Raw genomic sequence first — 23,678 nt, 5'->3', positions numbered from 1 at the left:
GCCTGGTGGCAATAGCGTTGTGGACCCACCTGATCCCATGCCGAACTCAGCAGTGAAACGCAACCGCGCCGATGGTAGTGTGGGGGTTCCCATGCGAGAGTAGGTCACCGCCAGGCACCCATTTTGAGAGAGGCCCATCCGAAAGGATGGGCCTTTTTCGTGTTTCATCGCCACTGAACTGGCCTGAATTTCACCTGAATTGACCCCCATTCGCAGATGACAGCAACGCTCAGCGGCGTTACCCTGCGCTGCACTTTCTTGCTGGAGTCTCCATGTTCCGCCCCCTAGTTGCCACCGTCTGGGCCCTTGGCCTGTGCGCCGTGGCCCTGGCCGACGAGGCCGTGACCGAAACCGAGCCCTCGGCCGAGACGAAGAGCCGCAGCGCCGCGGTGCCCTTTGTGTTCTCCACCTCCAGCATGGGGTTGAGTGTGGGGGGCGCCGCTTCGCTTCAGGGGGTCTTGCAGGAGGGTTCCCAACTGGTGGGGGCCGGGGCCTACTCGGAGAATGACAGCCATGTGGCCTTTCTCGGGGTCTATAACCTGCACTTTGGCGATTCTGGCCGCTGGTTTGTGGACCTGCAGGCGTTCGACGCCCGCTTCCGCGAGACCCAGGTCTACCTGGATGGCAATCCCGATTTCGATACCCCGGCCGGTGGCCACGGCTCCAGTGCCGACAACCACGTACTGGGTGAGGAGCAGCAGCGCGATCTCTACGCCACCCTGCGTTACCTGCTGCCCATGGGCGCCGGCAAGGACTCCCCGCGCCGTCGCAGCCGGATCGTGGCCGGGATCCCGGTGGCCCTGGAGAAGGGCGAGTTGCCCGGCGCCTACACCAGCATCGAGCTGGAGCCCTTCTACCGGGAGCGCGAGGTGATCGGTCAAGACGGTTTCCAGCAGCGGGACAAGACCCAGGGCCTCAGCCTCAAGCTGGATCACGACGCCCGGGATTTCATCCCCTCCCCCAGTGAAGGCTACCGGGCGGAGCTGCAGATCCACCGGGACTGGGGTGGGGCCGAGCGCCAGAGCTACACCAAGTGGGAAGCCCAGTACAGCCACTACCTCAACATCGGCGCCAGCGCCTGGTCCAAGCAGCAGGTGTTGGCCTTTACCGCCTACACCTCGGACGTGCCCACCTGGGACAGCGGCAGCCCAGGCAGTGAGCACCGTCCCCCCTGGTTTGCCGAGTCCACCCTGGGGGGCTGGAACCGGCTGCGGGGCTACCAGGGCGCCCGCTTCCACGATCGCAGCGCGGTGTTTTACGGTGCCGAATACCGGGCGATCCCCCGCTGGCAGCCCCAGGGGGCGATCCCCTTTATCGAGCGTTACTACTTCCCCTGGTGGCAGTTCGCGGTGTACGGCGAAGTGGGTCGGGTGCACGACAGCTACGACCTGGTGGAGCTGCACAAGGAGATGGACTGGACCGTTGGCGTCGGCCTGCGGATGTGGGTGGAGAACGTGGTGGCCCGAGTCGACTGGGCCTTCAGCGAGGAGGAGAACCAGCTGCGGGTGGTGGTGAACCAGCCGTTCTGAACCCTTAAGGCTCAGTGACAAAAAAAGGCCGCCCCTGGGGCGGCCTTTTGGCGTTTCGGGAGCGGCTATTTCACCAGGGTCAGCTCGTCGAGCAGCCACTGGGCATTGTCCACTTCGCTCATCATCCAGAGCACGTAGCGGATGTCCACGTGCACCGCCCGGGTGATGGCGGGGTTGAAGTACCAGTCCTTGGTGATGGACTCGTAGGTGGAGTCGAAGTTGAGTCCCACCAGCTCCCCCTTGCCGTTCATCACCGGAGAACCGGAGTTGCCGCCGGTGGTGTCGGCGCTGGAGAGGAAGTTCACCGGTACCGAGCCGAAGGGCAGGGCATCGGCCTGGGCGCAGGGCAGGAAGCCGCAGTACCAGGCCTCGTTGGGACGCTGGCCCAGATCGGTGCGGGCGTAGTCGCCGTAGCGGCCCTCTTCGATGGCCGCCAGGACCGGGGCCGGCGCGTCGAAGGGGGCCAGGCCGGTGTGCTTCTCACGGATCCCCTCCAGCCGGGTGAAGGGCTGTTTGTAGAGGGCGTCCGCCGCCTGGTAGCCGTCCACGTGGCCGATGCTGATGCGCAGGGTGCCGTTGGCGTCCGGGTAGACCGGCCGCTCCAGGCTCTGGTACCAGTCCAGCATCGCCTGCATCATCGCCGGACGCGCCTGGGCCAGCTCCCCCAGCCGGGTCTTGCGGGCCTTATCGCGGGCCTCGTTACCCGGGTAGAGGGCCACCGCCATGCGGATCAGCGGATCGGAGCTCTGCTCGAAGGCGCTGGCCGGCTGGTCCATCCAGGCCCGGCGCTGGTCCTTGTCCCCCAGGGTGGTTTTCACGTAGAGGGTGTCGAAATCCAACTGGGCCAGCTGGGCGTCCAGCACAGGATCGCGCTGGTCCTGGTTCAGGTAGGCGGCGATGTCCTGCTGCCAGAGAACCTTGTCCATGCGGGCGTCAAAGCGTCGCTCCAGGCGATCCAGGCGGGCGGCGAACAGCTTGCGGTCCCGCTCCTGGTAGCCGGCGTCCCGTTCGGCGTCCGCCTTCTGTTGCTCCTTGGCCCACTTGTAGAGGCGGGCGGCGGCGGTAAGCAGGGCACCGGACTGGGCGTTGTTGAGGTAGAAGTTCTCCTGGTAGGCTTGTTGGTCGGCCGCCACCAGGGTGCGCAGCTCGGTCAGGGCCGCGGCCTCCGGCTTGCCCGCCAGGTACTGGGCCAGGGCCTCATCGCGGCTGGCTTTCAGTGCCGGGATGTCGGTCTTGCGAAAGCCATCCAGCAGGCCGTTGAGCTTCTTCATCCGGTTGGCGTAGCTGGCCTTGGTGGCGGCGTAGGCCACGGCCACCTCCGGCAGTTCGTCCCCCAGGGCCTCGATGGCGTCGATGCGCCCCTGGTAGCGGTCGGCCTGGGTGGGGTAGAGCCAATCGGCGGCGAAGCGCAGCTCCTCGGTCAGCTTGTGGCGGCTGGTGCGCCCGGGGTAGCCGGCCACCAGCACGCCGTCACCGGCGCGGATCCCGTCGGCGTTGATGCTGAGGTAGCCCGCCGGCTGGTAGGGCACGTTGTCCTCACTGTAGGCGGCGGGGCTGCCATCCTTGGCCACGTAGGCGCGCAGGAAGGTGAAATCGCCGCTGTGACGGGGGTATTCGAAGTTGTCGATGTCACCGCCGTAGGCGCCGACGCTCTGTGGCGGGGCGTACACCAGGCGGACGTCGCGGATCACCAGTTGACGCAGCAGGTAGTAGTGCAGGCCGCCGTGGAAGTCGCGCACGCTGCAGCGGTATGCGGGATCCGCCTCGCAGGCCTGGATGATCCCCTTGCGGTTGCGCTCGATGATCTGGTGGCGCTGGTAGCCGTCTTCGGCAGTCTCGGTGCCGGCCAGTACCCGGTCGGTGACCTTCTCCACCTTGTCGGTGATGTAGAGGCGTTCCTGGGGACCGGCGGGCAGTTCGTGGGTGGGATCCCTGGCCAGGAAGCCGTCGGCCATGTAGTTGTGTTCGCCGTGGCTGTTGTACTGGACGGCGCCGTAGGCGCAGTGGTGGTTGGTGACCACCAGCCCTTTGGGGGACACAAAGGACGCGGTACAATAGCCCAGCCCCACCACCGCGTTCATCGGCGCCTGGGTCAAATCCGCCAGCTGTTCGGCGGGCAGGGCGATGCGGCGGTGCTCCAACTGGTCGCCAAGCTCAAGCAATTGATGGGGCAGCCATTGCCCCTCATCCGCGGACAGGGGAAGTGAGACCATCAGCGCCACCGGGGCGAGGGTCTGCCAGAGTTTCCTTGTTGGCATCGGGGTTCCTTCGATTATTATGGTTTTCCGGGAGGGTGATTCCCTCCTCGAGCTTTTTATCTCAGACAGTGTAACGGAATTAACATGGCGGAAACACGGGCCCGGGAGAAATCCGGCCAGCAACCGGCGACGGTGGATCAACTGAAACTGCCCCCCCACTCCCTGGAGGCGGAACAGTCCGTGCTCGGCGGATTGATGCTCAACAGCGAGCTGTTCGACCAGGTGGCGGAGAAGGTGGTGAAGGACGACTTCTACAGCCGCAGCCACCAGCTGATCTTCGCCGCCATGTCCACCTTGCTGGAGCAGGGCCAACCGCTGGATCTGGTGACCGTCTCCGAGGAGCTCGGCAAGATGGGCGAGCTGGACGCCGTCGGCGGGATCCCCTACCTGTCGGACATTGCCCGGAACACCCCCAGTGTGGCCAACCTCACCGCCTACGCCGGCATCGTGCGCGAGCGCGCCGTGGTGCGGGAGATGATCAAGGTGGCCAACGAGATCGCCGATGCCGGTTTCAACCCCGACGGCCGCGACTCCTCCCAGTTGCTGGACCTGGCCGAGAGCAAGGTGTTCCAGATCGCCGAGAAGCGGACCAACGCCAATGAGGGCCCCGAGGACATCAAGACGGTGTTGTCCAAGACCGTCGACAAGATTGAGCAGCTGTTCAACAACCCCCACAACGGGGTGACCGGGGTCTCCACCGGCTACTCGGACCTGGACAAGATGACCGCCGGCCTGCAGCCCTCGGATCTGGTGATCGTCGCCGCACGTCCATCCATGGGGAAAACCACCTTCGCCATGAACCTCTGTGAGCAGGCGGCGATGAACGAAGACAAGCCGGTGCTGATCTTCTCCCTGGAGATGCCCTCCGAGCAGATCATGATGCGGATGCTGGCCTCCTTGGGCCGGGTCGATCAGACCAAGATCCGGACCGGCCAGCTCAACGACGACGATTGGGCCCGGGTCTCCTCCACCATGGGGCTGATGATGGAGCAGGGCAAGATGTACATCGACGATGGCTCCGGCCTGACCCCCACCGAGGTGCGCTCCCGGGCCCGCCGGGTGGCACGGGAGAACGGCGGCATCGCCATGATCATGGTGGACTACCTGCAGCTGATGCAGGTGCCGGCCCTGTCCGACAACCGGACCCTGGAAATCGCCGAGATCTCCCGCTCCCTGAAGGCCCTGGCCAAGGAGTTGCAGTGCCCGGTGGTGGCCCTGTCGCAGCTCAACCGCTCCTTGGAGCAACGGGCGGACAAGCGCCCGGTGAACTCGGATCTGCGGGAATCCGGCTCCATTGAGCAGGATGCGGACCTCATCATGTTCATCTACCGGGACGAGGTGTACCATCCGGATACCGCTGAGAAGGGGCTGGCCGAGATCATCATCGGTAAGCAGCGTAACGGCCCCATCGGCAAAGTCCCCCTGACCTTCCAGGGGCAGTTCTCCCGCTTCGACAACTACGCGGGCACCAGCTTCGACTACGACGAGTAATATGCGATTTTCCCCGGTGGCGGAGATCCGCCGCAGTGCCCTCCAGCACAACCTCCAGCGACTGCGCGCCCTGGCCCCCCATGCCAAGGTGATGGCGGTGGTCAAGGCCAACGCCTACGGCCACGGCCTGGTCAAGCTGGCCAGCTGGCTGGACGCGGTGGACGGCTTTGGCCTGGCCCGCATCGAGGAGGCCCTGGCCCTGCGGGAGAACGGCAACGCATCCCGACTGATTCTGCTTGAAGGGGTGTTTTCCGAGGTGGATCTCGAGCAGGCCGCCCGGCACAGCCTGGACGTGGTGATCCACGACGCCGAGCAGGTGCGCCTGCTGGAGCGGGCCCAGCTCTCCCAGCCGCTGGTGATCTGGCTGAAGATCGACAGCGGCATGCACCGCCTTGGCGTACTGCCGGAGGCGTTCGACGCCCTCTATCGCCGCCTGTGCGACTGCGCCAACGTGGTTCAGCCCCCCAATTTGATGACCCACTTCGCGGTGGCGGACGAGGCGGAGAACCCGGAAACGGTACGCCAGATCCAGCTGTTCAACCGCCTGGTGAAAGACCTGCCCGGCGAGCGCACCCTGTGCAACTCCGCCGGTACCCTGGTCTGGCCCAGCGCCCACGGTGACTGGGTGCGCCCGGGTCTGGCCCTGTACGGTGCCAACCCCATGATCGGCGGTGAGCCGAGCCAGTTCGATCTCCAGCCGGTGATGACCATGCGCTCCAAGGTGCTGGCCGTTCGCAGCCTCAAGGCCGGCGAGCCGGTGGGCTACGGTCAGACCTGGCGCAGCGGTCGGGACACCCGCATCGCCGTGGTGGCCATGGGCTACGGCGACGGCTATCCCCGCCACGCGGTGTCCGGCACCCCGGTGCTGATCAATGGCCAGCGCTACCCCCTGGCCGGCCGGGTCAGCATGGACATGCTCACCGTGGAGGTGGGGGAAGCCGAGGTGCAGGTGGGGGACGATGTGGTGCTCTGGGGCGAAGGGCTGCCGGTGGAGGAGATCGCCGAGTGCGCCGGCACCATTCCCTATGAGCTGCTGTGCAGCACCACCGCCCGGGTGCAATACCGCTACCTCGACTGACCCGACTCACTCCATCCGAATCTTATTTTAAGTTGTGAAGGGTTGGCCCTGGCAGTACAGTGTCCTCATCTGGATGCGCAGAGATAACTGCCTGTCTGAATGCCCCTTTTGGGATATTTATTGCTTTACCTGAACTCGAGGGAGAGTCGTCATGAAAAAGCTCGGAGCCCTGATCGCCGTGCTGGCCACCAGCGCCGCCTTTAACGCCACCGCCGAGACCGTTCCGGTCCAGCTGTCCACCCTCAACGGCACCAATGTGATGGCCGGTGAGTCGGTGGAGGGGGTGCGCTTCCCGACCCTCTACGGCAAAACCGGCTCGGTGAAAGGGGTCGACCTGCACCTGGTGGGGATCGGTGAGACCGACGACTTTGTTGGCCTGCAGTTTCCGCTGCTGATCGCCGGCGCCAACCACGTCAACAACAGCATGACCGGTGTTGCCTTCGGCCTGTGGAACTGGAACAAGGGCACCACCACCGGCGCCAACCTGGGCATGGTCAACGTCACCAATGACGTTACCGGCGCCAACGTTGGCCTGGTCAACTACAGCACCGGGGAAACCGCCTTCGACTGGAGTGCGGTCAACGTCTCCGAAAGCTCCCACGCCCAGCTGGGCTTTGTGAACGTCACCGACGAGATCAAAGTGGTGCAGGTGGGCCTGCTCAACTGCGCCAAGAACGGCTTCCTGCCCTGCTTCCCGCTGGTGAACTTCGCGGTCAAGTAAGCGCCGTCGGAGCAAAGTACGGGGGGCCTTGGGGCCCCCCGTTTGCTGCGGGGCCCGGCGCCGTGGCACAGTGACGGGGATGCCCACCCAGGAGACCGTCATGACCGACTGGATCCAGCGATCCTTCCGCCTGCCCGCCCATCGGCGGGGTTTTCATCTGATCACCGATGCGGTGCTGGCCCAGCTGCCGGAGCTGCCCCGCTGCGACACCGGCCTGCTGCACCTGTTTATCCGCCACAGCTCCGCCTCGTTGACCCTGAACGAGAACGCCGATCCCACGGTGCGGACCGACTTCGAATCCCATTTCAACCAGATGGTGCCGGAGGGCGCGCCCTACTACCGTCACACCTACGAGGGGCCCGACGACATGCCCGCCCACCTCAAGGCCAGCCTGCTGGGCAGCAGCGTCTCGGTGCCGGTGGGCCAGGGCCGACTGCTGCTGGGCACCTGGCAGGGGATCTACCTGGGGGAGCACCGGGATCAGGGTGGGGAACGCCAGATCGTCGCCACCCTTCAGGGTCGATTCACTGACTGAAACTGCCATTTTTGGCCAAAAAAACGCCGCATTGCGCTCAATGCGGCGTTTTTATTTTTCTCTGGCTTAACGGCATCTGAACAGCGTATCCCACTGCAACGCACTGTGATCCAGGGCGAATTGTGGCGGTCATTCATCACTATGATGTTGTCATACCGGTAACATCGCTATAGGTGGATGTATTGCCATGGTGTGTTCTCATTGTAATTTTGTTATGTTTGATTGGCATTTCGGCAGATAAGACGCTAAAAAAGCGCATATTGCCAAAATGTTAATTTGCCGAATGGATTTCGGCATCGGAAGTTAACAATTGCAAAAAACAAGTAACAAAACCAGGGAGCGCGCTGTACATGGCAAAAACCATAATCAAAGCCGTGGGGCTCAGCCTGATCCTGGCGTCGGTTCTGCCGGCCGCCCAGGGGGCAACCGTACCTGAGGGGACTCGACTGCACCCGGTGCAGGAGCTGGTCCGGGGCAATGGCTCTGAGCCGGCCTCGCTGGATCCCCAGAAGGTGGAGGGCACCACCGGATCCACCATCACCAAAGACCTGTTCGAGGGTCTGGTGCAACAGGACGCCGACGGCAACATCATTCCGGCTCAGGCCACCCACTGGGAGGTCTCCGAGGACAACAAGACCTTCACCTTCCACCTGCGGGAGGGGATCAAGTGGTCCAACGGTGATCCGGTGACTGCCCACGACTTTGTCTATGGCTTCCGTCGCGCGGTGGATCCCGCCACGGCGTCCCGCTACGCCTGGTACCTGGAGATCGCCACCGTCCAGAACGCCTCCAAGATCATCCTCGGTGAGATGCCGCCGGAGTCCCTCGGCGCCATCGCCCTGGACGAGCGCACCTTCGAGGTGACCCTGGAGAAGCCGGTGCCCTACTTTGTGCGCATGCTGGCCCACCAGAACACCTTCCCGGCCCCCCAGAAGGTGATTGAGGAGTTTGGCGACCAGTGGACCCGCCCGGGCAACATGGTCACCAACGGCGCCTACACCCTGGAGCAGTGGGTGGTGAACGAGCGCATCGTGCTCAAGCGCAGCCCCACCTACTGGGACAACGACGGCACGGTGCTGGACAAGGTCACCTACATGGCCATCGTCTCCCCCAACACCGAACTGGCCCGTTACAAGGCCGGGGAAGTGGACATGACCCTGACCATCCCGCTGGAGCACTACAAGAGCCTCAAGCAGGAGATCCCGGACGAGATCCGCACCACGCCGTATCTCTCCATGTACTACTACGAGTTCAACACCAAGGTGCCGCCCTACGACGACCCGCGGGTGCGTAAGGCCCTCTCGCTGGCGATCAACCGTGAAGCCCTGACCACCTACGTGCTGGGCCAGGGACAGCGTCCTGCCTACACCTTTACCCCGGCCTCGGTGAACGGCTTCGAGCCGCCGGTGGTCAAGTACGCCACCTGGAGCCACGAACAGCGCCTGGAGGAGGCCAAGCGGCTGATGGCCGAGGCGGGTTACGGCCCGGATCGCCCGCTGCTGGTCAACCTGCTGTACAACACCAGCGAATCCCACAAGAAGATCGCCATCGTGATCGCCCAGCTGTGGAAACCCCTGGGGGTGCGGGTGCGCCTGGAGAACCAGGAGTGGAAGACCTTCCTCGACACCCGTAACCAGGGTCGGTTCGAAGTGGCCCGGGCCGGTTGGGCCGGGGACTACAACGAGGCCTCCACCATGCTGGATGTGATGCTCTCCAACCACGGCCAGAACAAGGGCAAGTGGGCCAACGCCGAGTACGACGCCGTGATGGCCAAGTCCCGCCTGGTGGCCGACGACGAGGAGCGGGCCAAGCTCTACACCCGCGCCGAGGAGATCATCGCCGAAGAGACCCCGGTGATCCCGGTTTACGAGTCGGTGATCAGCCGTCTGGTGAAAAGCTACGTAGGGGGTTACCCGATGAACAACGTCGAAGACACCATCTACAGCAAGAACCTCTACATCATCGCCCACTAAGAGGCGAGCCAAGGAAGTCTGTGCTTTTGGGCGCAAGGAGTTAAGGCATGTTTCAATTTACGGTGCGTCGCCTCGCCATGGCGATACCCACACTCTTTATCCTGGTGACGCTGTCCTTCTTTTTGATGCAGTCGGCACCGGGCAGCCCCTTCACCGGGGATTTCAACCTGCCGCCGGAGGTGCTGGCCAACATCGAGGCCAAGTACCACCTGGACAAGCCGATGTGGCAGCAGTACCTGTACTACCTCAAGGATCTGGCCCACGGCGATCTGGGGCCCTCCTTCAAGTACCGTGACTACACGGTCAACGAGCTGGTGGCCCAGAGCTTCCCGGTGTCCATCAAGCTGGGGGTGGTGGCCTTCGTGTTCACCGTGATCTTCGGCGTGGCCCTGGGCACCGTGGCGGCGCTCAAGCAGAACACCTGGGTGGATTACACCGTGATGAGCCTGGCCATGGTGGGCGTGGTGCTGCCCTCCTTCGTGCTGGCGCCGGTGCTGGTGATGATCTTCGCCGTTGGCCTCAACTGGCTGCCGGCGGGGGGCTGGAACGACGGCCATTGGACCAACCTGGTGTTGCCGGTGTCGGCCATGGCGATCCTCTACATGGCCTCCATCGCCCGTATCATGCGCGGCTCGATGATTGAGGTGCTGCACTCGCCCTTTATCCGCACCTGCCATGCCAAGGGCCTGCCGATGCGCTACATCATCTTCAAGCACGCCCTGAAGCCCGCCATGCTGCCGGTGGTCTCCTACCTGGGCCCCGCCTTCGTCGGCATCATCACCGGTTCCGTGGTGATTGAGACCGTGTTCGGGATCCCGGGTATCGGCCAGTACTTCGTCAACGGTGCCCTGAACCGTGACTACTCCCTGGTGCTGGGTCTGACCATCCTGGTGGGCTCCCTCACCATCCTGTTTACCGCCATCGTGGACATCCTCTATGGCCTGATCGATCCCCGCATCCGGGTGGAGGGTTAAGCCATGCAGACCATCACGCAGAAACAGAACAACGAGGCGGTGGAGAACTTCGCCACCGAGCTGGAGGTGGAGGGCCGCTCCCTGTGGGCCGACGCCCGCCGCCGCTTCCTGCGCAACCGCGCCGCCGTGGTCTCCCTGGCCGTGCTGGCCTTCATCGCCGTGCTGGTGGTGGTGGGTCCCAGCCTGTCCAGCTACACCTTCGATGAGATGGACTGGGCCAACATGGCTTCGCCGCCCTCCATCGAGAACGGCCACTACTTCGGCACCGACTTCCTGGGCCGGGATCTCTTCGTCCGCACCCTTGAAGGGGGCCGGATCTCCTTTATGGTGGGGATCCTGGGCGCCCTGGTGGCGGTGGCCATCGGCACCCTGTACGGCTCCGTGGCCGGTTACGTGGGCGGGCGCACCGATAACATAATGATGCGGACCCTGGAGATCCTGAACTCCTTCCCCTTCATGTTCCTGGTGATCCTGCTGATGACCTTCTTCGGTCGCAGCCTGTTCCTCATCTTCCTGGCCATCGGCGCGGTCTCCTGGCTCGACATGGCGCGGATCGTCCGCGGCCTGACCCTGGGGCTGAAGAAGAAGGAGTTTGTCGAGGCCGCCATCGTGGCTGGCACCCCCACCAAGGACATCATCCTGCGCCACCTGGTGCCCAACGTGCTGGGGATCGTGGTGGTGTACGCCTCCCTGCTGGTGCCCTCGATGATCCTGTTTGAGTCCTTCCTGAGCTTCCTGGGCCTCGGGGTACAGGAGCCCTACACCTCCTGGGGGGCCCTGGTGAACGAAGGCGCCATGACCATGGAAGTGGCCCTGTGGCAGCTGGTGTTCCCCACCGCCTTCCTGGTGGTGACCCTGTTCTGCTTTAACTACATCGGCGACGGCCTGCGGGACGCGCTGGATCCGAAAGACCGCTAAGGAGGCGTCATGAGCTTACTGTCTGTTAAAGACCTCAATGTGCAGTTCACCACGCCGGACGGCAACGTCACCGCGGTGGACAAGCTGAGTTTCGAACTGGCCGCCGGCGAGACCCTGGGGATCGTGGGCGAGTCCGGCTCCGGCAAGAGCCAGACCGCCTTCGCCATCATGGGCCTGCTGGCCAAGAACGGCCAAACCGGTGGCAGCATCCGCTTCCAGGATAAAGAGATCCTGGGGCTGCCGCCCAAGGCGCTCAACAAGATCCGCGCCGAGCAGATCGCCATGATCTTCCAGGACCCCATGACCGCCCTGAACCCCTACATGAAGGTGGGCCCCCAGCTGATGGAGGTGCTCATGCTGCACAAGGGGATGGGCGCCAAGGAGGCCCTGGAGCAGAGCGTCAAGATGCTGGACGCGGTGAAGATCCCCGAGGCGCGCAAGCGCATGGACATGTACCCCCACGAGTTCTCCGGGGGCATGCGTCAGCGGGTGATGATCGCCATGGCGCTGCTGTGCCAGCCTAAGCTGCTGATCGCCGATGAGCCCACTACCGCGCTGGATGTGACGGTGCAGGCCCAGATCCTGGAGCTGCTCAACGAGCTGAAGAACGACTTCGGCACCGCCATCATCATGATCACCCACGACCTGGGTGTGGTGGCGGGCCTGTGCGACAAGGTGATGGTGATGTACGCCGGGCGCACCATGGAGTACGGCACCACCAACGAGGTGTTCTACCGTCCCTCCCACCCCTACACCCAGGGGCTGCTGTCCGCCATCCCGCGCCTGGACGGCGACGAGAGCGCGCTGCCCACCATTCCGGGCAACCCGCCGAACCTGCTGGCGCTGCCCCCGGGCTGCCCCTTCAGCGCCCGTTGCGTCAACGCCTCCGAGCGTTGCAACGCCGAGCCGCCGGCCCTGGTCAACTTCGACGGTGCCCGTCAGCGGGCCTGTCACATCGCCATTGAGGAGGTGGCCGCATGACCCAGTCTCAGAACGCTGCGCCGCTGCTGCAGGCGAGCAACATCAAGGTGCGTTTCGGCATCAAGAAGGCCCAGAAGTGGCCCTGGGATCCGGTGCCGCAGCTCAAGGCGGTGGACGGCGTCTCCTTCGAGGTTCAGCCCGGGGAAACCCTGGGGGTGGTGGGCGAGTCCGGTTGTGGCAAGTCCACCCTGGCCCGCGCCCTGATCGGCCTGGTGCCCATCAGCGAAGGGGAGGTGCGCTTCAACGGCCAGCGCGTGGATCACACGGATCCCGCCGCCATGAAGGCCCTGCGCAAAGACGTGCAGATGATCTTCCAGGACCCGCTGGCGTCGCTGAACCCGCGGATGACCGTGGGCGAGATCATCGCCGAGCCCCTGCGCAACTACTACCCCCAGTGGAGCCGTGAGCAGGTGCTGGATGAGGTGCGGGCCATGATGGCCAAGGTGGGCCTGCTGCCCAACGTCATCAACCGTTACCCCCACGAGTTCTCCGGCGGCCAGTGTCAGCGCATCGGCATCGCCCGTGCGCTGATCCTCAAGCCCAAGCTGGTGATATGTGACGAGCCGGTTTCCGCCCTGGACGTGTCCATCCAGGCCCAGGTGGTGAACCTGCTCAAGGATCTGCAGCGGGAGATGGGGCTGTCCCTCATCTTTATCGCCCACGATCTCTCGGTGGTGAAGCACATCTCCGATCGGGTGATGGTGATGTACCTGGGCAACCAGGTGGAAACCGGCACCAGTGAAGAGCTCTACGGCAAGCCCTCCCACCCCTACAGCCGCGCGCTGCTCTCCGCCGTGCCGCTGCCGGATCCGGACCAGGAGCGGGACAAGGAGATCATCCTGCTGACCGGGGAGCTGCCGTCCCCCATCAGCCCCCCCTCCGGCTGCGTGTTCCGCACCCGCTGCCCCTCGGTGTGCGACAGCTGCGCCGAAGCCAAGCCGGGCCTTGAGTCCCTGGGCGGCACCCACCAGGTGGCCTGCCCGCGCCACGAGGTGGCGGCGTAACGCCGGTCATCGAGCGTCGAGAAAAAGCGCCCTAAGGGGCGCTTTTTTTGTGCCGGCCGGTTTCCTGCTACCTTGGACCCAAAGGGACAAGGACACCCACAAATGACACGAGTCTGCATTATCGGCGCCGGGCCCTCCGGCTTTACTGCCTTGAAGGCCCTGCGGGAGGCGGGGATAGAGACGGTCTGTTTCGAGGCCTCCGACGACATCGGCGGCAACTGGTACTACAACAACCCCAACGGGCAGTCCGCCTGCTACCAGTCGCTGCACATCGACACCTCGAAAACCAAGGCCAGTTTCGATGACTTTCCCATGCCGGAGGACTACCCCGATTTCCCCAGCCATCAGCAGATCTTCCAGTACTTCCAGGACTACGTGGCCCACTTTGGGCTGCGGCCCCACATCCAGTTCAACACCTGGGTGACGGCGGTGACGCCGCAGGACAGCGGCTGGCGGGTGCACACCGACGGCGGCGATCAGGGCCGCTTCGATTACGTGCTGGTGGCCAACGGTCATCACTGGAAGGCGGCCTGGCCGGACTACCCGGGCCAGTTTGACGGCGAGGTGCTGCACGCCCATGAGTACCGCCACCCGTCGGAGCCGGTCAGCATGGCGGGCAAGCGGGTGCTGGTGGTGGGCTTTGGCAACAGTGCCATGGACATCGCCTCGGAGCTCAGCCAGCGCCACATCACCGCCAAGCTTTGCGTCAGCGCCCGCCGCGGCGGCTACATCATGCCCAAGTACCTGTTCGGACAGCCGGCGGATAAGGCGCTGCTGCCCCCTTGGGTGCCCGGCTGGCTGGCCCGGCGGCTGTTCCGCTGGGTTTACCGGTTCAGCGTCGGCGACATCACCCGCTGGGGCATTCAACCGCCCGACCATCAACCCCTTGAGGCTCACCCTTCGGTCTCCGGTGATTTCCTTATCCGCCTGGGCAGCGGTGACATCCAGATGCGCACAGGCATCGCCGAGCTGGCCGGGGACAGCGTGGTGTTCACCGACGGCCGGCGCGAGGCCTTCGACGTCATCGTCTACGCCACCGGCTACGACGTCAGCTTCCCCTTTTTGGCCGAGGGCCTGGTGCCCCTCCAGGAGAACCGACTGCCGCTGTTCAAGCGGCTGCTGCGCCCGGAGCATCCCGGCCTCATCTTCCTCGGCCTGGCCCAGGCGTTGCCTTCGCTGCTCAACCTGGCCCAGGTGCAGATGCGCCTGGTGGTGCCCCTCATTCAGGGGCGTTACCAACTGCCGGAAGCTGGCCCCATGGCCGAGGCCATCGTCACCGACGAGCGCACCCACGGGGGGCACTACTACGCTTCGCGCCGCCACACCATGCAGTTGGATTTCGCCCGCTACGAGGGGGAGATCGCCCGGGAGCTCAAGGCCGGTCTGGCCCGGGCCCGACGGGCAGGATAGGGTGGGGGAGTAACAAAGAATTTACTGATCCGCATCAAAAAAATCAGTGGATGAGAGGCGCATGATGGGGGGGAACCCCTAGGAGGACCCCATCATGATAATCCCCGACCACAGCCTGGTGAACGAATTCCCCGCCCACGTCGAGCTTATCCAGGAGCTCAACCTCTCTGACGATCAATTCCATAAGCTGTACAACGACTACCACGAGTTGGATCGCCAGGTGCGCCGCATCGAGGAGGGGCTGGAGGCCGCCGCCGATGAGTACCTCGAAGGCCTGAAAATGCAGCGACTGCAACTCAAAGACGAGCTCTACCAGCGGATCCAGAAAGCCGCCTGAGCCATCATCAGGGGCCCGGTCGGGCCCCGCTCACCGTCCGTAGTGCGACCGACACGCCTCGTCCAGCATCGCCGGCGTCAGGCGGTAACTGCCGTGGGGATCACTCAATCGCCAGCCGTCCCCCTCCTTTTCCACCGTGACCTCGCCCACGTCATGATGGCGCTGCACCAGGGCGGTACGCCGATAGGGGCCCCGCCAGCCGCAGTGAGCGCGCACTTCGGTATGGGGAAAGCCGGTCACTCCGGCATGGGTCTGGTCCAGGTAGAGTTGACCGTCCACCACCCGGTGGCGGGTGGCCTGCTCGAGAAACAGCACTGCCAGCACCGCCAGGGCCACCCAGGCGAAGCCCACCAGCAGCAACAGCCCCTTGACCGCCTTTTTCCACAGCGGCACCACCGGCGTGGACAGCGCATCCAGCAGGGCCACCAACACCAGGATCACCACCGAGAAGTTGAGCAGGGTGTGCCAGGGGTGGGCGCTCCAGGGCAGATGCAGCCCGGGGTGCCCCGCTTCCTCCGCCAACAGGGGCAGGGTGAGGAAGGTCATCAGCAGCAGGGCCAGCGCCAGGCTGTAGCGGGCAGGGAAGGGCGTCATCGGCGGTCTATGTTGGCTCAGTACTGGTACCAAGGTACAAAAAAAGGAGGCTGACGCCTCCTTTTTTCTGACCCCGAGCCTCAGTCGATCAGGCCGTACTCCTCTTTGAGGATCTGGATGATCTCCGCCTTGGGGTTGTCGGACAGAACGATCTTCTCACCGGTGATGGTTTCGGCGATGTCGGTGTAGGTCTTGGAGACCGCCATCAGCACTTCGGTGGGCAGGGCGTTGTCCCGGGCCAGGGCGCTGCGCTCTGCCATCCGGTCCTTGTTCAGCAGGATGTCCGGATCCGGGAAGTGGTTCAGCAGCAGCTGACGGAAGCCCTCTTTGGAGTTCTCCACCACCTTGCCCTCGCGGTAGCTGGGGCCGTCCCAGATCCGGGAGGAGTCGGGGGTGCCCACTTCGTCCATGTAGATGAGCTTTTCGTTGCCCACCGCATCGGTGACGTAGCCAAACTCGAACTTGGTGTCGACAAACACCTGGTCCAGTTTGGCCAGGGCATCGGAGATCACGTCAAAGCCTTCCTGCAGCAGGACTTCGTAGCGATCGATGTCTTCGCTGGAGCGGAAGTTGAACGCTTCGAAGTTGTCTTCGATGTTCTTGCGGGTGATGTTCACATCGTCCACCGCCGGGACACCGGGAATGCCTTCCAGAATGCCCTTGGTGGAGGGGGTGATCAGCAGCTCCGGCAGCTTCTGATCCTTCTCCAGCCCTTCCGGCAGCTCGATGCCGCAGAAGTCGCGCTCGCCCTTGGTGTAGGCACGCCACATGGAACCGGTGATGTACTGACGGCAGATCGCCTCGATCATCACCGGCTTGGCTTTTTGCACGATCCAGACGAAGGGGTGGGGGATGTCCAGGATGTGGCTGTCCGCCAGGCCCTGCTCTTTGAACAGCTTGAACCAGTGGTTGGAGATGGCATTCAGCGCCGCGCCCTTGCCGGGGACACCGTTCATGCCACCTTCGCCGTGCCAGATGCAGTCAAAGGCGCTGATCCGATCGGAGATCACCATGATGGCCAGCGGGGCGTCTTCGGCCACGTCGTAGCCCTTCTCCTGGATCAGGCGGCGGCTGTCGGCGTCGGTCAGCCAGTAGACGGAGCGCACCTTACCGGAGTGCACCGGCTTGTCGGTACGGATGGGGAGATCGTTGTTAACGGCCAAGACCTTATCAGCAAGACTCATTGCAACTGTCCTGTAGTGTTGAGAGGTAGAGTAGAGGTCGTGGATCCCGCCGGGCTATTTGATTTTATTCGCTTTACGGCTTGGGGCGCGGCCCCCGGGATCCGGTGCGCGCATCATAACAAAACTCGGGCCCGGCCCCTAGCATGGCGCCGAGTTTTTGTTCAGCTGCCTATTCGTGGGGGCGGCGTTGGGCCTGGCTGGCCCCCTCTCCCGCCAACGGCGCGGCCCCCGGCCTCTCTGTCCGGCTCAAACTGGTGAAAAAATCGCCTGTGCTTTTGTCCGCGCCTTGGGTAGAATACGCCTCCCCAAATTCCACGAGGCCCCCAATGAAGCGCACCTTTTCTGTTGCCCCCATGCTCGACTGGACCGATCGCCACTACCGCTATTTTGCCCGGCTGATCTCCCGTCATGCCCTGCTGTACACCGAGATGGTCACCACCGGTGCCATCATCCACGGCAAAGGGGACTACCTGGGGTACAACGAAGAGGAGCACCCGCTGGCCCTGCAGTTGGGGGGCAGCAACCCGGCGGACCTGGCCCACTGCGCCAAGCTGGCTGAGCAGCGCGGTTATGATGAGGTGAACCTCAATGTGGGGTGCCCCTCCGACCGAGTGCAGAACGGTCGATTCGGTGCCTGCCTGATGGCGGAGCCGGCGCTGGTGGCCGACTGCATCAAGGCGATGCAGGACGTGGTCAGCATCCCCGTTACCGTCAAGACCCGCATCGGCATCGATGAGCAGGACAGCTATGGCTTCCTGACCGACTTTGTCGATACCGTGGCGGCCACCGGCTGTGAGGTGTTCACCATCCACGCCCGTAAGGCCTGGCTGCAGGGGCTGAGCCCCAAGGAGAACCGGGAGATCCCCGAGCTCATCTACGAGCGGGCCTACCAGATCAAGCGGGACTTCCCGCAGCTGAACATCTCCGTCAACGGCGGCATCACCTCCCTGGAACAGTGCGAGGCGCACCTGGCTCACCTGGACGGCGTCATGGTTGGGCGCGAGGCCTATCAGAACCCCTATATGATGGCCGAGGTGGACCGGCGCCTGTACGGCGATGACCGACCGGTGCTGTCCCGGGCTGAGGTGGCACAGCAGATGATCCCCTACCTGGAGCGCCACATCGCCAACGGTGGCCGGGCCAACCACGTGACCCGCCACATCCTGGGCCTGTTTAACGGCATGCCCGGGGCCCGCCAGTGGCGCCGTTACCTGGCGCAAAACGCCCACCTGCCCGGCGTCGGTGCCGAGGTGGTGGCCGACGCCCTGGCCAGCCTGCCGGACGCCGCTCGCGCCGCCTGAATCACTCAGTAGTGGATTTGACCAAATGGCTTGGTCAAATCCACGATTTCCTCCCCACCTCCCGATTTGGGCACAGTCGCCCCGACTCGACAAAAATTAATTATCCTTTAAAAACAGCATCTTAAAACTTTTTGAAAAGTTGGCACGGCCCTTGTTAATACCTTGTTGTCATCACGACACAACGACTAAAGAGGGATTCACCATGTCACGCTTCAGCACCGTTCGCCGCACCCTTCTGGCCACCCTGGCGGTATCCGCCCTGATGGCCCCCGCCGCCCAAGCGGCAGAAACCATCACCCTGGCCCAGGCCATCGACAACGCCATCCGCGCTTCACTCAATGAAGTTCGGCGCGAGATCAGCCGCGACGTTACCATCGCCGTGAAGCAGCAGGTTCAGGACGCCTTTGGTCCGACTGAAGCCGCCGAGCCTCAGACCCTGGCCCAGACCCAGAAAGCACCGGAAACCGGTTTTGGGGGCAAGTGATGGGCATGATGCAACCGACCCTGGTGGTGATGGCCCTGCCCCTGCTCGGCTGGGCCCTCAGCACCGCGGTCGCCATCGGCATTCACGGTCTGTGCACACGCCGTTTCGGTCGCACAAAGGAGGCAAGATGATCCGCAGCAAACCCATGCCGGAAGCCTGGTTCTTTGGGGTCCTGGCCGGCATCGCCCATCGATTGGATTGGAGTCCGATGTGGACTCGAGTGGCCGCCGTCCTGCTGGCGCTGGTGGCGCCGGTGAAAGTGGTTCTGCTCTACCTGGCCGCCGCCTGGCTGATGCCCAAGTCATGGCGTGGTTACTGATTTCTTTGCTGCTGTGCCTGATCTTGTTGGTCGGCATGGTGGACATCTGGTCGGTCGCCATGGGGGAGTGGGTCATCTGGCTCCCGCTCAGCCTGGTGGTGATCGGCGCAGGCATCGGATTCGGACGCTGGCTTAGCCGCCGGATCCTCAGTCGGGACAAAGGGTCCTGACCGCCGGGCCTCGGGCCCGACAATCGTTTTTCCCTTGAGCTAGCGCAACCAGCCTTGGCCCCGCCTGAGCGGGGCATTTTTTTACCTTTTTTGCAGTCGGGCGGCGATCACCGCCTGGGTCTCGGCACTGGCCAGCTGAGTATCGAAGGCCGCCAGCTCCCGGGTCATCGCCTCGTGCAGATCCGCTGGACGGGCCTGCTTGAGCAGCGCCTTGGTGGCGGCCAGGGCCTGGGGCGGGCGGGCCGCCAGGGCTTGCGCCTTTGCCGCGCCGGTGGCCAGCACCTCGCCGGTGGGCACCACGGCGTTCACCAGCCCCAGCGACAGCGCGGTGTCGGCGTCGAAGGGTTCGCCCAGCATCAGAAGCTCGGCGGCCCGCTGGTGCCCACACAGGGCAGGCAGCAGCACGCTGGAGGCGGCTTCTGGCACCAGCCCCAGGTTGACGAAGGGCAGCTGGAAGCGGGTGCTGTCGGTGCAATAGACCAGATCGCAATGCAGCAGCAAGGTGGTGCCGATCCCCACCGCCGAGCCGGACACGGCGGCCACCAGCGGTTTGGTCAACTCCGGCAGCAGGCGCAGAAACTGGATCACCGGGGTGGATTCGGTCAGCCGTCCCACCTTGAGAAAATCCCCCAAATCGTTGCCGGCGCTGAAGCAGTCCTCCTGGCCCTGGATCAGCACCGCCCGCACTTCGTCGTCCGCTTCGGCCGCTTTGAGGTGCTGACTGAGTGCTGAATACATCTGCTGGGTCAGAGCGTTACGCTTGTCCGGGCGGTTGAGGGTCAGTACCATGACGGCATTGTCACGGTGCAGGGTAATGAGGTCCATGGGCTCTCCTGGGGGGCGGTCCTATTGCACGAAAATCAGTCTAAAGGAAGGTGAGTGATGTTTAAACGGGTGTTTGGATTTTTCCTCCTGCTGGGTTCCGGCCTGGCCAGCTTCTCCGCCATGGCCGACATCGAAGTGAGCGACGCCAAGGTGCGCGCCATGCCGCCGAGTGTCCCCAACACCGCCGGTTACCTGGTGATCACCAGCACCGAGCGGGACGATGCCCTGCTGGGGGCTCAGTGCGAAGGGGTGAAGACCACCGAACTGCACACCCTGCTCGAAGAGGGCGGGCTGATGAAGATGCGCCCGGTGGAGGCCATCGAACTCAAGGCCGGCCAGCCGGTGGCCCTGACCCAGGGCGGCTACCACCTTATGATGATGGGCCTGGCCAACCCCTTGAACGAAGGCCAGGAGCTAAGCTGTGAACTCCGCTTCCGTCAGGCGCAACCCCTTACCGTGCTGCTGACGGTCAGCAAGATGGGCACCGAACAGGAGGACGCCCATCACCACCATCACCACCACCATTAATAAGGAGCTCGCCATGGTCGCCGTCAACAAGAAGTGGCTGGGAATCGGCCTTCTCGGGGTGTTGCTGCTCAACTACCTGATTGCGGTCTGGTGGAGCGTGGAGCCGGACCCGCTTACCGCGGAGCAGCTGCGCCCGGAGTCCGGTGACACTGTGGTCGGTTACGCCACCACCACGGCGGTGATGGAGACCGCCCGCACCCTGCTGGACAAGCCCGGCGGCTTCCTCTCCAACGACGTGATGCCGCCGTCGGTGTTTATGGACAACATGCCGGCGTTCGAGTTTGGTGCCCTGGAGCAGCTGCGGGACATCTCGCTGGTGATGCGCCGGGAGTTTTCCCGCTCCCAGTCCCAATCGGCGGAGAACAAGGATCTGCAGGTCGCCCAGCCCAAGTTCAATATCGACCATCGCAGCTGGATGGTGCCGCGGGCGGAGTCGGAGTACCGGGACGCGGTCAAGGCGCTGGAGCGCTATCGGGCGGCCATCCTGGATCCCAACAACGAGGACGCCCAGTTCTACGCCCGGGCGGACAACCTGGTGCGCTACCTGGACGAGGTGGGCAAACGGCTCGGCAGCCTGTCCCAGCGCCTGGCGGCCAGTGTCGGCCAGGAGCGGCTCAACACCGATCTGGCCGGGGACGACCGGGCCCGCCAGTCCACCGGCGCATCCGGCAGCGCCGAGGTGCGCACCAGCTGGTGGAAGATCGACGACGTCTTTTACGAGGCCCGCGGCACCACCTGGGCGCTGCTCAACTTTATGACCGCCATTGAGAAGGACTTCGGTCCGGTGCTGGACAAGAAAAACGCCCGGGTCAGTCTGCAGCAGATCATTCGTGAGCTGGAGGCCACCCAGGACACCGTCTGGAGCCCGATGATCCTCAACGGCAGCGGCTTTGGCTTTGTCGCCAACCACTCGTTGGTGATGGCGAACTACATCTCCCGGGCCAATGCGGCCCTGATTGACTTAAAACAACTACTAACCCAAGGATAACGAGAAACCATGCAGTTCAAACCGAGCATGTTGGCGGTCGCGTTGGCGGCCAGTTGTGCGGTACCGGCCCAGGCCGACGTTCTGGGCGTCAAGGCGGGGGCGGATCTCTACTTCGTCTCCACCGACGGAAAATTGGAGGCGGATGAGCAGGCCTGGAGCGACAAGAGCCGCATCAGCGCCTACGTGGCCCTGGAGCACTTTATTCCCATCGTGCCCAACCTGATGATCCGCCATAACCGGATGGGCACCACCGGCGGGGGCAGCGAGCTGGACCTGACCAACACCGACTTCATCTTCTACTACGAGTTGCTGGACAACCCGGGGGTGGAGCTGGACCTGGGGGTCAACTACCGCCTCTACAGCGGGGAGGCCAGCACCGGCAACAGCTGGACCGGCAGCCAGGACATGGATAAGGGCGTCTTCATGGGTTACGCCCGCAGCCGCTTTAACCTGGTGGGCACCGGCCTGTTTGCCTTCGCCGACGTCAGCCTGACCAACTACTCGGATCGCCAGATCAGCGACTACCAGCTGGGCATGGGGTACACCCTGGACATCCTGGCGTTCGATCTGGACCTGCGCGGCGGCTACCGCCAGCACGACTTCGACGTGAAGAACTTCAGCGGTGTCACCGCCGACGTCAGCCAGGACGGCTGGTTTATGGGCGCCGAACTGCGCTTCTGAGTTTGCCACAGGCAACAAAAAACCCGCCGACTGGCGGGTTTTTTTATTGGGGCTTGGCTTACTTCTTGTCGCCGTCGCTGTCCGCCGCGGTGGCGGCCCGCAGCCCCTGGTTGATCATGGCGACGTCTTCCTCCGCCAGGGTGCCGGCGGCCTGTTTCAGGGCCAGCACCGCCACGATGTAGCCGTAACGGGCATCAGACAGCTGCTGCTTGGCGCTGTACAGCTGCTGGGTGGAGTTGAGCACGTCGACGATGGTCCGGGTGCCCACCTCGAAGCCCGCCTCGGTGGCCTTCAGGGCGCTTTCCGCGGACACCACGGACTGCTCGAAGGCGCGAATGGAGCTGATGGAGGCGTTGACGTTGTTCAGGCTGGCCCGCAGGTTACGCACCACGTTGCGGTGACTCTCTTCCAGGCTCTGCTGGGCACCGACGAAGTTGTAGTTGGCCTGCTTGACCTGGCTGGAGACGGCGAAGCCGGAGAAGATCGGGATCGCCACCTGGACGCCCACCGCCCCTTCACCGGTGTCCGGGGTGTTGGTGAAGGAGGCGTTCTCGTTATAGCTGGCGGTCAGGCCCACGCTCGGGAGGTGACCGGTCTTGGCCAGGCTGATCTGCTGTTTGGCGATCTCCACGCCCAGGCGGTCGATCAGCAGCTGCAGGCTGGAATCCTCGGCGATGGTCTGCCACTGCTCGTGGCTGGTCGGGCTGGGCTGGCTCGGGCTGAAGCGGGCGGTATCGAGGATGTGCAGATCGCTGTGGGCGATGCCGGTGATCTCCCGCAGGGCCTCGTAGCTGTTCTCCAGGCTGTTCTGGGCCTGGATCTCGTTGGCCACGGCCAGGTCAAACTGGGCCTGGGCTTCGTGCACGTCGGTGATGGCGGTCAGGCCCACGGCGAAACGCTGCTTGGTCTGCTCCAGCTGGCGTTCGATGGCGCGCTTGTTGGCCTGGACAAAATCCAGGTTGTCCTGGGCGGACAGCACGTCGAAGTAGGCCTGGGAGACCCGCACGATCAGCCCCTGCACCTGCAGGTTGTAGGCCAGCTCGGCCTGGCTGGCGGCCTGCTTGGTCAGGTCCAGGTTGACGTAGTTGGCGTGGTTGTAGATGGTCTGGCTCAGGGACAGGCCACCGGTGAAACCGTCGTCTTCACGGGTTTCGATCTCACGGTTGTAGAAGGTGTTGTTGTAGCCCAGGGTGGCGTTGATCTGGGGCAGCAGGGTGGCGCGGCTCTCGCCAATCGCCTCGTAGGCCGCGTCGCGGTTGGCCTTGGCTTGCAGCAAGATGGGGTCCTTGCTGAGCGCTTGCTGGTAGATCTGCAGCAGGTCATCGGCCTGGGCTGACAGGGAGGCGGAGGCCAGACCGACAGCCAAGCAGACGGAACGGAGTTTGAAGTTCATTC

The 23,678-nt window shown here is 64.0% G+C and carries 25 protein-coding genes and 1 rRNA gene; 21 read left to right on the top strand and 5 right to left on the bottom strand.

Annotation, left to right across the window (positions count from 1 at the left end; all coding sequences use genetic code 11):
• Position 1 precedes the first annotated feature (1 nt).
• Positions 2 to 116, top strand: a 5S ribosomal RNA gene (rrf, locus tag KUV81_RS16710).
• 156 nt (positions 117 to 272) lie between these two features.
• Positions 273 to 1,529, top strand: coding sequence for a BamA/TamA family outer membrane protein (locus tag KUV81_RS16705; protein WP_222545029.1), 1,257 nt, complete (start codon positions 273 to 275; stop codon positions 1,527 to 1,529).
• Between the two features lie 65 nt (positions 1,530 to 1,594).
• Here KUV81_RS16705 and KUV81_RS16700 read toward each other — a convergent pair whose 3' ends face one another.
• Positions 1,595 to 3,787 carry a S46 family peptidase gene (locus KUV81_RS16700; RefSeq protein WP_222545028.1) on the bottom strand — a complete coding sequence of 731 codons (2,193 nt, stop codon included), beginning with the start codon at positions 3,785 to 3,787 and terminating at the stop codon, positions 1,595 to 1,597.
• Between the two features lie 84 nt (positions 3,788 to 3,871).
• On the opposite strand from KUV81_RS16700, the gene dnaB reads away from it, so the two are divergent.
• The 11 genes from dnaB (at position 3,872) to KUV81_RS16645 (ending at position 15,209) form a co-directional block, all read left to right on the top strand.
• Positions 3,872 to 5,278 carry a replicative DNA helicase gene (gene dnaB, locus KUV81_RS16695; protein WP_222545027.1) on the top strand — a complete coding sequence of 469 codons (1,407 nt, stop codon included), beginning with the start codon at positions 3,872 to 3,874 and terminating at the stop codon, positions 5,276 to 5,278.
• A 1-nt stretch (position 5,279) separates the two neighbouring features.
• Positions 5,280 to 6,356, top strand: coding sequence for an alanine racemase (alr, locus tag KUV81_RS16690; protein WP_222545026.1), 1,077 nt, complete (start codon positions 5,280 to 5,282; stop codon positions 6,354 to 6,356).
• A 151-nt stretch (positions 6,357 to 6,507) separates the two neighbouring features.
• Entirely contained in the window at positions 6,508 to 7,077 is a 570-nt protein-coding gene (locus tag KUV81_RS16685; RefSeq protein WP_222545025.1) for a VC2662 family protein, read from the top strand.
• Between the two features lie 100 nt (positions 7,078 to 7,177).
• Complete coding sequence (locus tag KUV81_RS16680; RefSeq protein WP_222545024.1) at positions 7,178 to 7,612, top strand: secondary thiamine-phosphate synthase enzyme YjbQ; 435 nt, start codon at positions 7,178 to 7,180, stop codon at positions 7,610 to 7,612.
• A 350-nt stretch (positions 7,613 to 7,962) separates the two neighbouring features.
• Complete coding sequence (locus KUV81_RS16675) at positions 7,963 to 9,585, top strand: ABC transporter substrate-binding protein (protein WP_222545023.1); 1,623 nt, start codon at positions 7,963 to 7,965, stop codon at positions 9,583 to 9,585.
• A gap of 47 nt (positions 9,586 to 9,632) precedes the next feature.
• On the top strand, positions 9,633 to 10,559 hold the full coding sequence (gene oppB, locus KUV81_RS16670) for an oligopeptide ABC transporter permease OppB (protein ID WP_222545022.1): 927 nt from the start codon (positions 9,633 to 9,635) through the stop codon (positions 10,557 to 10,559).
• A 3-nt stretch (positions 10,560 to 10,562) separates the two neighbouring features.
• Positions 10,563 to 11,477 carry an oligopeptide ABC transporter permease OppC gene (oppC, locus tag KUV81_RS16665; protein WP_222545021.1) on the top strand — a complete coding sequence of 305 codons (915 nt, stop codon included), beginning with the start codon at positions 10,563 to 10,565 and terminating at the stop codon, positions 11,475 to 11,477.
• Positions 11,478 to 11,486: 9 nt separating this feature from the next.
• The gene (gene oppD / locus KUV81_RS16660; protein WP_222545020.1) at positions 11,487 to 12,458 is read left to right on the top strand and encodes an oligopeptide ABC transporter ATP-binding protein OppD; all 972 of its coding nucleotides are present in this window, start codon (positions 11,487 to 11,489) and stop codon (positions 12,456 to 12,458) included.
• On the top strand, positions 12,455 to 13,462 hold the full coding sequence (oppF, locus tag KUV81_RS16655) for a murein tripeptide/oligopeptide ABC transporter ATP binding protein OppF (protein WP_222545019.1): 1,008 nt from the start codon (positions 12,455 to 12,457) through the stop codon (positions 13,460 to 13,462). Before oppD ends, oppF begins: the two co-directional genes overlap by 4 nt.
• A gap of 102 nt (positions 13,463 to 13,564) precedes the next feature.
• Positions 13,565 to 14,872: a flavin-containing monooxygenase gene (locus KUV81_RS16650; protein WP_222545018.1), complete on the top strand. Its 1,308-nt coding sequence runs from the start codon at positions 13,565 to 13,567 to the stop codon at positions 14,870 to 14,872.
• A 94-nt stretch (positions 14,873 to 14,966) separates the two neighbouring features.
• Positions 14,967 to 15,209, top strand: coding sequence for a YdcH family protein (locus KUV81_RS16645; protein WP_222545017.1), 243 nt, complete (start codon positions 14,967 to 14,969; stop codon positions 15,207 to 15,209).
• Between the two features lie 30 nt (positions 15,210 to 15,239).
• Here KUV81_RS16645 and KUV81_RS16640 read toward each other — a convergent pair whose 3' ends face one another.
• Both KUV81_RS16640 and KUV81_RS16635 read right to left on the bottom strand, forming a co-directional pair.
• Entirely contained in the window at positions 15,240 to 15,803 is a 564-nt protein-coding gene (locus tag KUV81_RS16640; protein ID WP_222545016.1) for a hypothetical protein, read from the bottom strand.
• A gap of 80 nt (positions 15,804 to 15,883) precedes the next feature.
• The gene (locus KUV81_RS16635) at positions 15,884 to 16,987 is read right to left on the bottom strand and encodes a phosphoribosylaminoimidazolesuccinocarboxamide synthase (protein ID WP_222545015.1); all 1,104 of its coding nucleotides are present in this window, start codon (positions 16,985 to 16,987) and stop codon (positions 15,884 to 15,886) included.
• A gap of 326 nt (positions 16,988 to 17,313) precedes the next feature.
• Between KUV81_RS16635 and dusA the strand changes: the two genes are divergently transcribed.
• The 5 genes from dusA (at position 17,314) to KUV81_RS16615 (ending at position 19,261) form a co-directional block, all read left to right on the top strand.
• On the top strand, positions 17,314 to 18,288 hold the full coding sequence (dusA, locus tag KUV81_RS16630) for a tRNA dihydrouridine(20/20a) synthase DusA (RefSeq protein ID WP_222545014.1): 975 nt from the start codon (positions 17,314 to 17,316) through the stop codon (positions 18,286 to 18,288).
• Positions 18,289 to 18,490: 202 nt separating this feature from the next.
• Complete coding sequence (locus tag KUV81_RS16625) at positions 18,491 to 18,772, top strand: hypothetical protein (RefSeq protein WP_222545013.1); 282 nt, start codon at positions 18,491 to 18,493, stop codon at positions 18,770 to 18,772.
• Positions 18,773 to 18,777: 5 nt separating this feature from the next.
• Positions 18,778 to 18,903 carry a hypothetical protein gene (locus tag KUV81_RS19770; RefSeq protein WP_261389448.1) on the top strand — a complete coding sequence of 42 codons (126 nt, stop codon included), beginning with the start codon at positions 18,778 to 18,780 and terminating at the stop codon, positions 18,901 to 18,903.
• On the top strand, positions 18,900 to 19,091 hold the full coding sequence (locus KUV81_RS16620) for a PspC domain-containing protein (protein WP_222545012.1): 192 nt from the start codon (positions 18,900 to 18,902) through the stop codon (positions 19,089 to 19,091). Before KUV81_RS19770 ends, KUV81_RS16620 begins: the two co-directional genes overlap by 4 nt.
• Positions 19,076 to 19,261: a hypothetical protein gene (locus KUV81_RS16615; RefSeq protein WP_222545011.1), complete on the top strand. Its 186-nt coding sequence runs from the start codon at positions 19,076 to 19,078 to the stop codon at positions 19,259 to 19,261. Before KUV81_RS16620 ends, KUV81_RS16615 begins: the two co-directional genes overlap by 16 nt.
• 81 nt (positions 19,262 to 19,342) lie before the next feature.
• Here KUV81_RS16615 and KUV81_RS16610 read toward each other — a convergent pair whose 3' ends face one another.
• Positions 19,343 to 20,086, bottom strand: coding sequence for an enoyl-CoA hydratase (locus KUV81_RS16610; protein WP_222545010.1), 744 nt, complete (start codon positions 20,084 to 20,086; stop codon positions 19,343 to 19,345).
• Between the two features lie 57 nt (positions 20,087 to 20,143).
• Here KUV81_RS16610 and KUV81_RS16605 point away from each other — a divergent pair, with 57 nt between their 5' ends.
• From KUV81_RS16605 to KUV81_RS16595, 3 genes are read left to right on the top strand one after another with little or no spacing between them, the layout of a single operon-like run.
• On the top strand, positions 20,144 to 20,614 hold the full coding sequence (locus KUV81_RS16605; protein ID WP_222545009.1) for a copper chaperone PCu(A)C: 471 nt from the start codon (positions 20,144 to 20,146) through the stop codon (positions 20,612 to 20,614).
• Between the two features lie 13 nt (positions 20,615 to 20,627).
• Entirely contained in the window at positions 20,628 to 21,602 is a 975-nt protein-coding gene (locus KUV81_RS16600; RefSeq protein WP_222545008.1) for a DUF2333 family protein, read from the top strand.
• Positions 21,603 to 21,611: 9 nt separating this feature from the next.
• Complete coding sequence (locus KUV81_RS16595; RefSeq protein WP_222545007.1) at positions 21,612 to 22,283, top strand: TIGR04219 family outer membrane beta-barrel protein; 672 nt, start codon at positions 21,612 to 21,614, stop codon at positions 22,281 to 22,283.
• 58 nt (positions 22,284 to 22,341) lie between these two features.
• On the opposite strand, the gene tolC is transcribed toward KUV81_RS16595, so the two are convergent.
• Positions 22,342 to 23,676: an outer membrane channel protein TolC gene (gene tolC, locus KUV81_RS16590; RefSeq protein ID WP_222545006.1), complete on the bottom strand. Its 1,335-nt coding sequence runs from the start codon at positions 23,674 to 23,676 to the stop codon at positions 22,342 to 22,344.
• Positions 23,677 to 23,678: the final 2 nt, after the last annotated feature.

The organism is Ferrimonas balearica (assembly GCF_019802085.1).
GTDB classification, from domain to species: domain Bacteria; phylum Pseudomonadota; class Gammaproteobacteria; order Enterobacterales; family Shewanellaceae; genus Ferrimonas; species Ferrimonas balearica_B.
Note: the sequence above shows the minus strand (reverse complement) of the source record. Positions and strands in the feature narration are given on the sequence as shown.